At 59.5% G+C, this 14,256-nt stretch carries 9 protein-coding genes; 8 read left to right on the top strand and 1 reads right to left on the bottom strand.

Annotated elements, in window-relative coordinates; translation table 11 throughout:
- The first annotated feature begins 280 nt into the window (after positions 1-280).
- Together rplJ and rplL are read left to right on the top strand one after the other, a co-directional pair.
- A complete protein-coding gene (gene rplJ, locus HMPREF3175_RS04335; RefSeq protein ID WP_035758011.1) occupies positions 281-796 on the top strand; it encodes a 50S ribosomal protein L10 in 516 nt (171 codons plus the stop codon).
- A gap of 125 nt (positions 797-921) precedes the next feature.
- Complete coding sequence (rplL, locus tag HMPREF3175_RS04330) at positions 922-1,296, top strand: 50S ribosomal protein L7/L12 (RefSeq protein WP_035758013.1); 375 nt, start codon at positions 922-924, stop codon at positions 1,294-1,296.
- A 136-nt stretch (positions 1,297-1,432) separates the two neighbouring features.
- Here the strand turns inward: rplL and HMPREF3175_RS04325 are convergent, their stop codons facing one another.
- Complete coding sequence (locus HMPREF3175_RS04325; protein WP_070490823.1) at positions 1,433-2,623, bottom strand: acetyl-CoA C-acyltransferase; 1,191 nt, start codon at positions 2,621-2,623, stop codon at positions 1,433-1,435.
- Between the two features lie 393 nt (positions 2,624-3,016).
- Between HMPREF3175_RS04325 and HMPREF3175_RS04320 the strand changes: the two genes are divergently transcribed.
- The 6 genes from HMPREF3175_RS04320 to fusA all read left to right on the top strand — a co-directional run bounded on the left by HMPREF3175_RS04320 (position 3,017) and on the right by fusA (position 14,020).
- On the top strand, positions 3,017-6,523 hold the full coding sequence (locus HMPREF3175_RS04320; RefSeq protein WP_070490817.1) for a DNA-directed RNA polymerase subunit beta: 3,507 nt from the start codon (positions 3,017-3,019) through the stop codon (positions 6,521-6,523).
- 133 nt (positions 6,524-6,656) lie between these two features.
- Complete coding sequence (locus tag HMPREF3175_RS04315) at positions 6,657-10,544, top strand: DNA-directed RNA polymerase subunit beta' (RefSeq protein WP_070490814.1); 3,888 nt, start codon at positions 6,657-6,659, stop codon at positions 10,542-10,544.
- A gap of 19 nt (positions 10,545-10,563) precedes the next feature.
- Positions 10,564-10,785 carry a hypothetical protein gene (locus tag HMPREF3175_RS04310; RefSeq protein ID WP_070490812.1) on the top strand — a complete coding sequence of 74 codons (222 nt, stop codon included), beginning with the start codon at positions 10,564-10,566 and terminating at the stop codon, positions 10,783-10,785.
- A 209-nt stretch (positions 10,786-10,994) separates the two neighbouring features.
- A complete protein-coding gene (gene rpsL, locus HMPREF3175_RS04305; RefSeq protein ID WP_035758017.1) occupies positions 10,995-11,369 on the top strand; it encodes a 30S ribosomal protein S12 in 375 nt (124 codons plus the stop codon).
- Positions 11,369-11,839 (top strand): 30S ribosomal protein S7, encoded by a 471-nt coding sequence (gene rpsG / locus HMPREF3175_RS04300; protein WP_035758019.1) that lies wholly within the window; start codon positions 11,369-11,371, stop codon positions 11,837-11,839. Before rpsL ends, rpsG begins: the two co-directional genes overlap by 1 nt.
- A gap of 66 nt (positions 11,840-11,905) precedes the next feature.
- Entirely contained in the window at positions 11,906-14,020 is a 2,115-nt protein-coding gene (gene fusA / locus HMPREF3175_RS04295) for an elongation factor G (protein WP_035758022.1), read from the top strand.
- Positions 14,021-14,256: the final 236 nt, after the last annotated feature.

The raw sequence follows: 14,256 nt of genomic DNA, 5'->3' as shown, positions 1-14,256 counted from the left end.
CTACGCGATCAATATATGTAAGGTACGCCGCCGATTGGCGCATCGTGATCCATTGCGTTAGACTGGACGGTGTACCAAAGACCGTTGGTTATGGGCGCGTGCGCTCATCGAAGGTTCCCGCACTTGCAGGGCAGCCCACGTAGGGACAGATTCTTCACGAACCGAGGCGATCAGCGCCGTCGATGTTCACCGTGTAGCCCTGTGCCTATGTGCCAGGGCTATTTTGCTTTTCGGGGCAACCAACCGGGATGAACCATCTTAGAACCCCGGAAGGAGTGTCATGGCTAAGAACGTCAAGGAGATCGCCGTAGCGGAGATCACCAAGGACTTCGAGGAGTCCTCGGCTGCAGTCCTGACCGAATACCGTGGGCTCACCGTGGAACAGCTCAAGGAGCTTCGCCGCTCCATGGGCCCAGACACCAAGTACGCAGTCGTCAAGAACACCTTGACCGAGATCGCTGCTAAGAACGCCGGTGTCGACGCATTCGAGGGCATGCTCAACGGCCCAACTGCTATCGCGTTTGTACGCGGAGATGCAGTTGCAGCCGCTAAGAGCCTCACCGATTTCGCTAAGGACCACGAGAAGCTCATCATCAAGGGCGGCTACTACGACGGCCAGAAGATGGACGCTGAGCAGATCAAGGATCTTGCTGCTCTCGAGTCCGTCGAACACCAGCTGGCTCGTGTTGCCGGTGTCCTCAAGGCACCAGCATCCGCTGCTGCACGCATCATCGATGCGCTGCGTCTCAAGCGCGAAGAGGCCGGCGAAACCGCCGAAGCCCCAGCTGCAGAGTAGTCACGGTTCCGTAGCATCCGTTGTCCCGCAACATCCGTTGCGGCGCGGGACGCTTGAGCCCAACAGTTTCAACCGACAAGCTTTTACGCGGAGCAAAGCCTCCGCATCGACGAAAGGACGCCACTATGGCGAAGCTCACCACCGAAGAGCTCCTTGACGCGTTCAAGGAAATGACCATCTTCGAACTCTCCGAGTTCGTTAAGCAGTTCGAAGAGACCTTCGACGTCACCGCAGCTGCTGTTGCTGCAGCTCCTGCTGCAGGCGGTGCCGCAGGCGGCGCTGAAGAGCAGACCGAATTCGACGTCATCCTCGAAGCCGCTGGCGATAAGAAGATTGGCGTTATTAAGGAAGTTCGCGGCCTGACCTCCCTAGGCCTCAAGGAAGCTAAGGAGCTCGTTGACGGCGCTCCTAAGGCTGTTCTCGAAGGCGTCTCCAAGGAAGATGCAGAGAAGGCTAAGGAAGCTCTCGAGGGCGCTGGCGCAACCGTCACCCTCAAGTAATTTCCTTTCACTCGCCGCGGCGTGACAGTGCGCCGCTCACAGTGAATGAATGTTTGGCCCGTGTCACCATTTGGTGGCACGGGCCAAACTTTGTTAAGGGCCCTGGCTGATGATGGGGGGAGGTAGGGGCGGCAGACTAGCGGTGCAGCAAGAGTGCTTCGCCTTGACCTCCGCCGCCACACAGCGCGACGGCCGCGGTGCCTCCGCCGTTCTCCTCAAGTTGGTAGCACGCTGTCACAACGAGGCGTGCGCCACTCGCCCCGAGTGGATGGCCCAAGGCGATCGCGCCACCCCATGCGTTCACGTCCTCTGCGTCCACACCTAGCTCGCGTTGGGACTGCACGGACACGGATGCGAAAGCCTCGTTGATTTCTATGACATCGAGGGCGCCCTGATCGATGCCGGAACGTTCGAGGGCCCTCTTGATCGCTCGGGCCGGCTGGGAGTGCAGAGAATTATCCGGCCCGGCAACCTGGCCTGCCTCGCCGATGGTCGCCAGTATGGTCGCGTCGTTCTGTTCAGCCCAGATGCGCGAAGTCACGATCACGGCCGCTGCTCCATCCGATAGGGGAGAGGAGTTCCCGGCAGTGATGGTTCCTTCTTTCGAGAATGCTGGTCGCAGCTGAGCCAAGGCCTCAGCGTTCGTATCCTCACGCACACCCTCATCGTCTGTGACAGTATGCTGTCGGCCGCGGCGATCCTCCCACTCAACAGGGGCGATCTCTTGCTGCAGGTGCTCATGGGAAGAAGCTGCTCGTTGATGAGAGGCGGCGGCCACCGCATCCTGCTCTGCCCGCGAAATCTCGCGAGCATCGTTGCCGGCATCAGTCAGCGAGCCCATCGAGACCTGATCAGTCGCATCCGTGAGGCCATCATGAGCCAGCGAATCAACCGCGGCTACGTCCCCGTACTTCCAGCCAGTGCGGGAGCCCGGCAAAAGATGAGGTGCATTCGACATTGACTCCATCCCGCCAGCAACCACAACATCAGCCTCACCTAGGCGAACAAGGCGGGCGGCGTGAATCACAGCCGAAAGCCCCGAAAGGCACACCTTGTTGACCGTCTCAGCATAAGCGGATGCAGGTAGGCCCGGAACCGAAAGGGCTGCCTGCCGAGCGGGGTTCTGCCCACATCCAGCCTGAACCGCCTGCCCCATCACCACGGCCTCGACACACTCCGCGCCGACCCCAGCCCTGCCGAGCGCGGCCTCGATAGCGCGCCCGCCCAGCGCAGCGGCAGAAAAATCCTTGAGCTCGCCCAAAAGACGCGCAAAAGGCGTACGCGCGGCACCAATGATCACCGCGTCGCGCCCGCTCAAAGCCGCCATGCCCTGCAAGCCACCAGGGGTGGAATCGCCAGTCACGCCACCGGACATATAAACCTCCATCGTAAGAAAAATGCACACGAATGTGACCAGCATCTCACGATCGAAGGTGCGCTTGCCATGCAAGCCCGGCAGGCATCGTGCTCGGTATCACGCACGCGAGCTCAAAATACTATTCGACACGCTTGACGAACTGCGCTAAGATGGATCGTTGCGGCTCTTCTTGTCCTGTTACATCGACCTTCATATAGCGGTGGGTCGATGTTTTAACGTCTCATCAGGCGTTTACAACCTCACGCGAAATCCTAGTCTCACCAGCTAGTCAACGCATAGAGAATACGCATAGCGAGGACAAAGCCGCACCCGGAAACATGACGGTCTGTGGAAGGAAAACCTTTGGTCGCCTCGAGCACCTCTCAGAACTCAACCGCTACATCGGCTCGTACCGCCGCCGCAGCGGGCCGCATCTCCTTCGCGAAAATCCACGAGCCCCTCGACGTCCCGGATCTGCTAGCGCTGCAGACCGAATCGTTCGACTGGCTCATCGGTAACGAACGCTGGCAGCAGCGCGTAGCGAAGGCAGAAGAAACAGGGGACACCAGCGTCCCACGAGTACCAGGGCTGGCCGAGATCTTCGAAGAGATCTCACCCATCGAAGACTTCCAGGGCACCATGTCCCTGAGCTTCTCCGAGCCAGAATTCGCGGACCCTAAGTACACGATCGCGGAAGCCAAAGACCGCGACGCCACCTACTCGGCACCGCTCTACGTGCGTGCCGAGTTCATGAACAACCAGACCGGCGAAATCAAGCAGCAGACGGTCTTCATGGGCGATTTCCCGCTCATGACCGACAACGCAACGTTCATCATCAACGGAACCGAGCGCGTCGTTGTTTCCCAGCTGGTCCGTTCCCCAGGTGCCTACTTCGAGCGCACCCCAGACAAGACCTCCGATAAGGACATCTACTCCGCGCGCATCATCCCATCGCGTGGTTCCTGGTTCGAGCTCGAAATCGATAAGCGCGACCAGGTCGGTGTCCGCCTCGACCGTAAGCGCAAGCAGTCCGTGACCGTACTGCTCAAGGCACTGGGCTGGACCGAATCCCAGATCCTCGAAGAGTTCGGCGACTACGAGTCGATCCGCATCACCCTCGAGAAGGACACCGTCCACACCGAGGAAGAGGCGCTGCTGGACATCTACCGCAAGCTGCGCCCAGGCGAGCCGCCGACCGTTGAAGCGGCACGCAACCTGCTTGAGAACATGTACTTCACCCCGAAGCGCTACGACCTCGCTAAGGTGGGCCGCTACAAGCTCAACCGCAAGCTCGGCATGGACATGCCGATGGACACCCCAGAGTCCTCCGTTCTGACCGAGGCCGACATCGTAGCGATGATCCGCTACATCGTCGCACTCCACGCAGGCGAGCGCACCATCAAGGGCGTACGCAAGGGCGAAGAGACCGACATCCCGATCAACGTCGATGACATCGACCACTTCGGCAACCGCCGCATCCGCGCGGTCGGCGAACTGATCGACAACCAGGTCCGCACCGGCCTGTCGCGTATGGAGCGCGTTGTACGTGAACGTATGACCACCCAGGACGTCGAGGCGATCACCCCGCAGACCCTGATCAACATCCGCCCGGTGGTTGCTGCGATCAAGGAGTTCTTCGGAACCTCCCAGCTCTCGCAGTTCATGGACCAGAACAACCCACTGGCTGGCGTGACCCACAAACGCCGCCTCTCGGCTCTGGGCCCAGGCGGTCTCTCCCGCGACCGCGCAGGCATGGAAGTCCGTGACGTTCACCCGTCTCACTACGGCCGCATGTGCCCGATTGAGACCCCGGAAGGCCCGAACATTGGCCTGATCGGCTCGCTCGCAACCTACGGTCGCATCAACTCCTTCGGCTTCATCGAAACCCCGTACCGTCGCGTTGTTGACGGCGTGGTGACCGAGCACGTCGACTACCTGACCGCAGACGAAGAGCTCGAATACCAGATCGCGCAGGCAAACGCGCCGCTGGCAGAAGACGGCACCTTCGAAGAAGACCTCGTTCTCTGCCGTGAACGCGGTGGCGGCGGCGAACCAGTCCTGGTCGCTCCGAACGAGATCGACTACATGGACGTCTCGCCACGCCAGATGGTTTCCGCAGCGACCGCGCTGATTCCGTTCCTCGAACACGATGACGCCAACCGCGCGCTCATGGGCGCGAACATGCAGCGTCAGGCCGTTCCGCTCCTGGAGCCGGATTCCCCAATCGTGGGTACCGGTATGGAGAAGTACCTCGCGGTTGACTCCGGTGACGCGGTTCTGGCGAAGAAGCCAGGCGTTGTCACAAGTGTTTCGGCTGACCTCGTCTCCGTCATGAACGATGACGGCACGCAGACGAACTACCCGATCATGAAGTTCGCCCGCTCCAACCAGGGCAACGGCTACAACCAGAAGGTCGTTGTCACGGAAGGGGACCGGCTGGAAGCTCAGGCCCTCATTGCTGATGGCCCAGCAACCCAGGCGGGCGAGCTCGCGCTCGGTAAGAACCTCCTCGTTGCGTTCATGTCCTGGGAAGGCCTCAACTACGAGGACGCGATCATCCTCTCCGAGCGCATGGTCTCCGACGACGTCCTCACCTCGATCCACATCGAGGAATACGAGGTCGATGCCCGTGACACCAAGCTCGGCGCTGAAGAGATCACCCGTGACATCCCGAACGTGTCCGAGGAAGTGCTTTCGCAGCTCGATGAGCGCGGCATCATCCACATCGGCGCTGAGGTAGAGGCCGGCGACGTCCTCGTGGGTCGTGTAACACCTAAGGGTGAAACCGAACTGACCCCGGAGGAGCGCTTGCTGCGCGCGATCTTCGGTGAGAAGTCTCGCGAAGTCCGTGACACCTCGCTGCGCATCCCGCACGGTGAGTCCGGTACCGTCATCGGCGTCCGCATCTTCGATCGCGACGATGACGACGAGCTACCACCAGGTGTGAACCAGCTGGTCCGTGTCTACGTTGCACAGAAGCGCAAGATCACCGTTGGTGACAAGCTCGCTGGCCGCCACGGTAACAAGGGTGTTATCTCCAAGATCCTCCCGGTTGAGGACATGCCGTTCATGGCTGACGGTACTCCGGTCGACGTGATCCTGAACCCAATGGGTGTTCCGGGCCGTATGAACCTGGGCCAGGTCATGGAGTTGCACCTCGGGTGGGCCGCATCCCAGGGCTGGAACATCGAAGGTGAACCTGAGTGGATCAAGAACCTTCCGAACCTGCCGCGTGAGCAGGCTCCGATCAAGGTTGCCACCCCGGTCTTCGACGGTGCCGAGGAAGAGGAAGTCCGCGGTCTGCTGGACCACACTCTGCCGTCCCGTGACGGCGAGCGTCTGATCGATAACTCCGGTAAGGCGACCCTGTTCGATGGCCGCTCCGGCCAGCCGTTCCCGGAGCCGATCTCCGTGGGTTACATGTACATCCTCAAGTTGCACCACTTGGTTGATGACAAGATCCACGCTCGCTCGACCGGTCCATACTCGATGATTACGCAGCAGCCGTTGGGTGGTAAGGCCCAGTTCGGTGGTCAGCGTTTCGGCGAGATGGAGGTGTGGGCGCTTGAGGCGTACGGCGCGGCATACACCCTGCAGGAGCTGCTGACGGTCAAGTCGGATGATATCCACGGCCGTGTGAAGGTCTACGAGGCGATCGTCAAGGGCGATAACATCCCTGCCCCTGGCGTTCCGGAGTCCTTCAAGGTTCTGTTGAAGGAAATGCAGTCGCTGTGCCTGAACGTTGAGGTTCTTTCGACCGACGGCGAGACGATTGAGATGCGCGATGCGGACGAGGAAGTCTTCCGGGCCGCAGAGGAGCTGGGTATCAACTTGTCCAATGTTGAGCCGAGCTCGGTTGATGAGGTCTAAGTAGCGCTCGATGCGGTGGCGGGCTGGGGTGCCCGCCACCGGCTACGGACCTTTGTCCAGCCCGGTTGTGTTGCTGGGCTGGTGAACCACCTGATGAAGACTTCAATTTTTTGACGAAAGAGAGTAAGGACTTATGTCCACCGAATCGACTTTCGGATTGATGCGTATTGGTTTGGCTACGGCTGAACAGATCCGCGAATGGAGCTACGGCGAGGTTAAGAAGCCGGAGACCATTAACTACCGCACGCTCAAGCCTGAGAAGGATGGCTTGTTTGGTGAGCAGATTTTCGGTCCTACGCGTGACTGGGAGTGCTCGTGCGGTAAGTACAAGCGTGTCCGTTTCAAGGGCATCATTTGTGAGCGTTGTGGCGTTGAGGTGACCCGTTCTAAGGTTCGCCGTGAACGTATGGGCCACATCGAGTTGGCTGCTCCGGTGACGCATATTTGGTACTTCAAGGGCGTTCCTTCGCGTTTGGGTTACCTGCTTGATTTGGCGCCGAAGGACCTCGAGAAGGTTATTTACTTTGCGGCGTACATGATCACCTCGGTTGATGAGGAACGCCGTCACGAAGAGCTGCCGAACTTGCAGGCCGCTCACGATGTTGAGATCAAGAACATCGCTAACACGCGTGACGCTGATATCGCTGAGATCGCTCAGGAGCTTGAGGAAGAGCTCGCTCGCCTTGAGGGTGAGGGCGCTAAGGCTGCTGAGAAGAAGAAGGCTCGCGACGCCGCTGAGAAGGAAATGGCGAACGTCCGTAAGAACGCGGACGCCGAGATTGAGCGTCTCACCGAGGTGTGGGAGCGTTTCAAGACCATCAAGGTGGGTGACCTTGAAGGTAACGAGTCGCTGTTCCGCACGATGCGCGCTAAGTATGGCCTGTTCTTTGAGGGCTTGATGGGTGCTGAGGCGATCCAGAAGCGTCTGCAGAACTTCAACCTCGAGGAAGAGGCTGAGGCGCTGCGTGAGGTGATTGCTACCGGTAAGGGTCAGCGTAAGACTCGCGCGATCAAGCGTCTGAAGGTTGTCAACGCTTTCTTGACTACCGATAATTCGCCTGAGGGTATGGTCCTTGACGCTGTTCCGGTGATTCCGCCGGAGTTGCGCCCTATGGTTCAGCTTGATGGTGGCCGTTTCGCTACCTCGGACCTCAACGACCTCTACCGTCGTGTGATCAACCGCAACAACCGCTTGAAGCGTCTCATGGATCTGGGTGCTCCAGAGATCATCGTGAACAACGAGAAGCGCATGTTGCAGGAGTCGGTTGACTCGTTGTTTGACAACGGTCGCCGTGGCCGCCCGCAGACTGGCCCGGGTAACCGCCCGCTGAAGTCGCTGTCTGACATGCTCAAGGGTAAGCAGGGTCGTTTCCGTCAGAACCTGCTGGGTAAGCGTGTTGACTACTCCGGCCGTTCGGTCATCGTGGTTGGTCCGCAGTTGAAGCTGCACCAGTGTGGTCTGCCTAAGCAGATGGCGCTTGAGCTGTTCAAGCCGTTCGTGATGAAGCGCCTGGTTGATCTGAACCACGCTCAGAACGTCAAGGCAGCTAAGCGTATGGTTGAGCGTTTCCGCCCTGCGGTGTGGGATGTTCTTGAAGAGATCATCGCTGAGCACCCGGTTCTGTTGAACCGTGCACCAACCCTGCACCGCCTGGGTATTCAGGCGTTTGAGCCGCAGCTCATTGAGGGTAAGGCTCTGCAGTTGCACCCGCTGGCGTGTGCAGCGTTCAACGCTGACTTCGATGGTGACCAGATGGCTGTGCACTTGCCGTTGAGCCCTGAGGCTCAGGCTGAGGCGCGCATCCTGATGTTGTCTTCGAACAACATTTTGAAGCCTTCGGATGGCCGCCCGGTTGCGCTGCCTGCGCAGGACATGATCATCGGCTTGAACCACTTGACTACCCGCCGTGAGGGTGTTGTCGGTGAGGGCCGTAGCTTCTCGTCTGTTGCTGAAGCGATCATGGCGTTCGATGCGGGCGAGCTTGATCTGAACGCGGTCTGCACGATTGCGGTGGATAACTTTGTTCCGTCGGCTTCGCAGCCTGCCCCTGAGGGTTGGGTTGAAGGCAAGCCGGCGCTTCTGGAGACCACTCTGGGTGTCGCCTTGTTCAATGACACGTTGCCTGAGGACTATCCGTGGTTCGCTGAGGTCGCTACCAAGGGCACCTTGGGTGACCTCGTGAATGACCTCGCTGAGCGTTACCCGAAGGTCGATACTGCTCGTACCCTCGATAACCTCAAGGACAAGGGCTTCGAGTGGGCCACCCGCTCGGGTGTCACGGTTGCGATCTCTGACGTGACCTCTCACATGGACAAGGCCGCGATCCTGGCCCCGTATGAGGAGCGTGCTCAGAAGGTTCAGACTCAGTTTGAGATGGGTCTGATCGCTGATGATGAGCGCCGTACCGAACTCATTGACATCTGGACTCAGGCCACCGAGGAGGTTGCCTCCAAGATGCAGGAGGGCATGGAGAAGTACAACACCATTAACCGCATGGTGACTTCCGGTGCTCGCGGTAACTGGCTGCAGTTGCGCCAGATTGCCGGTATTCGTGGTCTGGTGTCGAACCCGCAGGGTGAGATTATTCCTCGCCCGATCAAGTCTTCCTACCGTGAAGGTTTGACGGTTCTTGAGTACTTCATCGCTACTCACGGTGCCCGTAAGGGTCTTGCGGATACCGCGTTGAAGACCGCTAACTCGGGTTACTTGACGCGCCGCCTGGTTGACGTTTCTCAGGACGTCATCGTGCGTGAGCATGACTGTGGTACCCGCCGTGGCCTTAAGGTCGCTATCGCGGATGAGGTCAACGGTGTCCGTACTCTGCATGAGACGGTCGAGAACTCGGCGTACACCCGCACCCTTGCCAAGGATGTTGTGGACGCCAACGGTGAGCTGTTGGCTGAGGCCGGCGAGGACGTGGGCGATGTCCTGATTCAGCGCCTCTTCGATGCCGGTATTGACGAGGTCAATGTCCGTTCGGTTCTGACGTGTGATTCCGCGGTTGGTACGTGTGCGTTGTGCTACGGCCGCTCGCTGGCATCCGGCAAGCTCGTTGATATCGGTGAGGCCGTGGGTATTGTTGCGGCTCAGTCGATTGGTGAGCCTGGTACCCAGTTGACGATGCGTACCTTCCACTCGGGTGGTGTTGCTGAGTCTGGCGATATTACCCAGGGTCTGCCTCGTATTCAGGAGCTCTTTGAGGCGCGTACGCCTAAGGGCTTGGCGCCGATCACCGAGGTTGCTGGTCGTGTCTCGATCGAGGACACCGAGCGCGCCCTGCGCGTTATCGTGACCCCGGATGATGGCTCTGAGGAAGAGGCCTACCCTGTTCTGCGTCGTTCCCGCCTCTTGGTTGAGGAAGGCGATCACGTGGACGTTGGCCAGCAGCTGGCTGCGGGTGCTATTGACCCGAAGCAGGTTCTGCGTGTTCTTGGCCCGCGTGAGGCACAGAAGTTCCTGGTCCGTGAGGTTCAGGCTGTGTACCAGTCTCAGGGTGTGGGTATTCACGATAAGCACGTTGAGGTTATTGTTCGCCAGATGCTGCGCCGCATCACCGTGATTGACCAGGGTGACACGGATCTGCTTCCTGGTGAGCTGGCTGACCGTGCGGTCTTCCAGGCCGCTAACCGTAAGGCTGTCGCTGAAGGTGCCCGCCCGGCATCGGGCCGTGACGAGCTCATGGGTATCACCAAGGCTTCGCTGGCTACCGAGTCGTGGCTGTCCGCCGCGTCCTTCCAGGAGACCACGCGCGTTCTGACTCAGGCCGCTATGGAGGCTAAGTCTGATCCGCTGTTGGGTCTGAAGGAGAACGTCATCATCGGTAAGTTGATCCCTGCCGGTACTGGCTTGGATCGCTACACCCAGGTTGATGTTGAGCCGACTGAGGAAGCGAAGGCTTCCTTCTACTCCGGCCCATCCGCTTTCTCTGGTTTCGATTATCAGGGGATGGATGCGTTCGGCGGCGAGTTCTCCGCGATCTCGATGGAGGAGTACGGCAACTTCGGTCAGGACTTCAACTGATCTCTAGCCTCGCTGGCTGGTGACGAATCACCGGTTAGCTGAGACCAAGTACGATGCGGCGGGTGCCTTCCGTAGGGGAGGTGCCCGCCGCATCGGCGTTAAGAGCTGTTTATGGTCCGGCCATGTTGTGTTGTGGCGGCGTTGGGGCGGCGCTGGCACTCTTGTGGCGTGCACGCTTGCGGATAAGGGCCTGGCGGCCGCGAACGTGCAGATTGTGGCGAGAACGAAAATGCTGATATAGTGGATGATCAGAGTTTTCGTGTGGAGAAGTGGACTCAGTCCGTGTCGTTCGCAGGTTGAATGACGTACTCCACACTTTCGCACGCCTCGGACCAAGCGGTTTAGAGATCGCGAGAAAACGATAACCGCACGCATCGCCCGCCGCGCTTTACATAGTGAGGCAACCGGGTGGGCAAGCGGACAGTCCGATCAGCAACGTAAGGACATAGATTGCCTACAATTCAGCAGCTGGTGCGCAAGGGTCGCGCTCCACACAAGAACAAGTCGAAGACCCCGGCGCTTGAGGGTAACCCAATGCGCCGCGGCGTGTGCACCCGCGTGTACACCACTACCCCTAAGAAGCCGAACTCCGCGCTTCGTAAGGTTGCTCGTGTCCGCCTCGCAGGCGGCACCGAAGTAACTGCCTACATCCCAGGTGAGGGCCACAACCTGCAGGAACACTCCATCGTGCTCGTTCGCGGTGGCCGTGTGAAGGACCTGCCAGGTGTCCGCTACAAGATCGTCCGCGGCGCACTCGACACCCAGGGTGTCAAGGACCGCGGCCAGGCCCGTTCCCGCTACGGCGCTAAGAAGGAGAAGAAGTAATGCCTCGTAAGGGTCCAGCTCCCAAGCGTCCAATTGTCAACGATCCGGTATACGGCTCCGCACTGGTCACCCAGCTGATCAACAAGGTGCTCGTAGACGGTAAGAAGTCCACCGCAGAGCGCATTGTATACGGCGCACTTGAAGGCACCCAGGCTAAGACCGGTAACGACCCGGTAGCCACCCTCAAGAAGGCCATCGAAAACATCAAGCCTGCACTTGAGGTTCGCTCCCGCCGCGTCGGTGGCGCAACCTACCAGGTCCCTGTTGAGGTCAAGCCTGGTCGCTCGGTTGCGCTCGCGCTGCGCTGGCTGGTCGGCTTCTCGAAGGTCCGCCGCGAGAAGAGCATGACCGAACGCCTCATGAACGAGATCCTGGACGCCTCCAACGGCCTCGGCGCAGCAGTCAAGCGCCGCGAGGATACTCACAAGATGGCGGAAGCCAACAAGGCGTTCGCTCACTACCGCTGGTAATCCACGTTCTACCCGGTGGCGATCCTCGCCACCGGGTATTGACACCTCAACCGTAAGGGAGACACCGTGGCACTCGACGTGCTCACCGACCTTAAGAAGGTCCGCAACATCGGCATTATGGCCCACATCGATGCGGGCAAGACCACTACTACGGAACGCATCCTGTTCTACACGGGTGTGAACCACAAGCTCGGCGAGACGCACGACGGTGCATCGACGACCGACTGGATGGAGCAGGAGAAGGAGCGCGGTATTACCATTACCTCCGCTGCAGTCTCCGCTTACTGGAATGACAACCAGATCAACGTCATCGACACCCCAGGCCACGTTGACTTCACCGTTGAAGTTGAGCGTTCCCTGCGCGTTCTCGACGGCGCTGTCGCTGTCTTCGACGCCAAGGAAGGCGTTGAGCCGCAGTCCGAGACCGTGTGGCGTCAGGCAGACAAGTACGGCGTTCCACGCATCTGCTTCGTCAACAAGATGGACAAGATGGGCGCTGACTTCTACCACACGGTAGGAACCATCGTCTCCCGTCTGGGCGCTAAGCCACTCGTGATGCAGCTGCCAATCGGCGCTGAGAGCGATTTCGTTGGCGTTGTTGACCTCGTCAGCATGAAGGCTCTCAAGTGGGAAGCTGATTCGAAGGGTGACGTATCCCTCGGCCAGAAGTACACCACCGAAGAGATCCCAGCTGATCTGAAGGACAAGGCTGAGGAATACCGCGCAAAGCTCGTCGAAGACGTCGCAGAAGCTGACGAAGAGCTCATGGAGAAGTACCTCGAAGGCGAGGAAATCACCGAAGCTGAGCTCAAGGCCGGCATCCGCAAGCTGACCGTTGCCGACGAAGCCTACCCAGTCTTCTGCGGCTCCGCGTTCAAGAACCGCGGCATCCAGCCAATCCTCGACGCCATCGTCGACTACCTGCCATCGCCGCTGGACGTTCCACCGATGCACGGTACCGACCCGAAGGACGAGACGGTTGAGCTGACCCGTAAGCCATCCGTCGACGAGCCGTTCTCGGCTCTCGCGTTCAAGATCGCATCCCACCCATTCTTCGGCACCCTGACCTTCATCCGCGTCTACTCGGGCCGCCTCGAATCCGGTGCTCAGATCCTGAACTCGACCAAGGGTAAGCGCGAACGCATCGGCAAGATGTTCCAGATGCACGCGAACAAGGAACAGCCAGTCGAAGAGATCGTAGCAGGCCACATCTACGCGGTCATCGGCCTCAAGGACACCACCACTGGTGACACCCTGTGCGCATCCGATGCTCCGATCATCCTCGAATCGATGACCTTCCCAGAGCCAGTGATCTTCGTTGCCATCGAGCCGAAGACCAAGGGCGACCAGGAGAAGCTCTCCAACGCGATCCAGAAGCTCGTCGCTGAAGATCCAACCTTCACCGTTTCGCTCAACGACGAAACCGGCCAGACCGAAATCGGCGGCATGGGCGAGCTGCACCTCGACGTCTTCGTCGACCGCATGAAGCGCGAATTCAAGGTTGAAGCGAACGTCGGTAAGCCACAGGTTGCATACCGCGAAACCATCCGCCGCACCGTGGAGAAGGTCGACTTCACCCACAAGAAGCAGACCGGTGGTTCCGGCCAGTTCGCAAAGGTCCAGGTCACTTTCGAACCTCTCGAGGTCGAAGGCGACACCATCTACGAGTTTGAGAATGCCGTCACCGGTGGCCGTATTCCACGCGAATACATCCCATCCGTTGACCAGGGTATCCAGGAAGCCATGGAACTCGGTGTCCTGGCTGGCTACCCGATGGTCGGCGTCAAGGCAACCCTGCTCGACGGTGCATACCACGATGTTGACTCGTCTGAAATGGCGTTCAAGATCGCAGGCTCCCAGGTTTATAAGGAAGCCATGAAGCGTGCCAACCCGGTTCTGCTCGAGCCGGTCATGGCCGTTGAGGTCCGCACCCCAGAAGAGTACATGGGCGATGTCATCGGTGACCTGAACTCCCGCCGCGGCTCCATCCAGTCGATGGATGACGCTCAGGGCGTTCGCGTCGTCAAGGCCCAGGTTCCGCTTTCGGAGATGTTCGGCTACATCGGCGACCTGCGTTCCCGTACGCAGGGCCGCGCCGTGTACTCGATGGTCTTCGACAGCTACGCCGAGGTGCCGAAGAGCGTCGCGGACGAGATCATCCAGAAGTCCCGCGGCGAGTAATTCCTGTGGGTAGAACGAGTGGGCGGCGCTGCCGCGAGTAGTACCGCCCACCCGTTCACCGCCGGAGCAGCTTTACAGGCTGGCCGGCGGACGAACAGGGATCACCGCTAAGGTGAGGCAGATCTCACTGGATCCCGCTGAATTTTCATAAACCAACACGCCATCAGTAGACTGATTGGTAGCTTGCTCACCAAAAGAGTGAGCAGTAGAAAGTTTGCTGAAAACAGTTCTAGGAG

This window comes from Arthrobacter sp. HMSC08H08 (genome assembly GCF_001807575.1).
Taxonomy (GTDB): Bacteria; Actinomycetota; Actinomycetes; order Actinomycetales; family Micrococcaceae; genus Pseudoglutamicibacter; species Pseudoglutamicibacter albus.
Note: the sequence above shows the minus strand (reverse complement) of the source record. Positions and strands in the feature narration are given on the sequence as shown.

What these genes read in the sequence shown, in the direction of transcription:
- rpsG (WP_035758019.1), top strand. Translation starts at nt 11,369, where the DNA reads ATGCCTCGTAAGGGTCCAGCTCCCAAGCGTCCAATTGTCAACGATCCG.
- rplJ (WP_035758011.1), top strand. Translation starts at nt 281, where the DNA reads ATGGCTAAGAACGTCAAGGAGATCGCCGTAGCGGAGATCACCAAGGAC.
- HMPREF3175_RS04315 (WP_070490814.1), top strand. Translation starts at nt 6,657, where the DNA reads ATGTCCACCGAATCGACTTTCGGATTGATGCGTATTGGTTTGGCTACG.
- rplL (WP_035758013.1), top strand. Translation starts at nt 922, where the DNA reads ATGGCGAAGCTCACCACCGAAGAGCTCCTTGACGCGTTCAAGGAAATG.
- HMPREF3175_RS04325 (WP_070490823.1), bottom strand. Translation starts at nt 2,623, where the DNA reads ATGGCGGCTTTGAGCGGGCGCGACGCGGTGATCATTGGTGCCGCGCGT.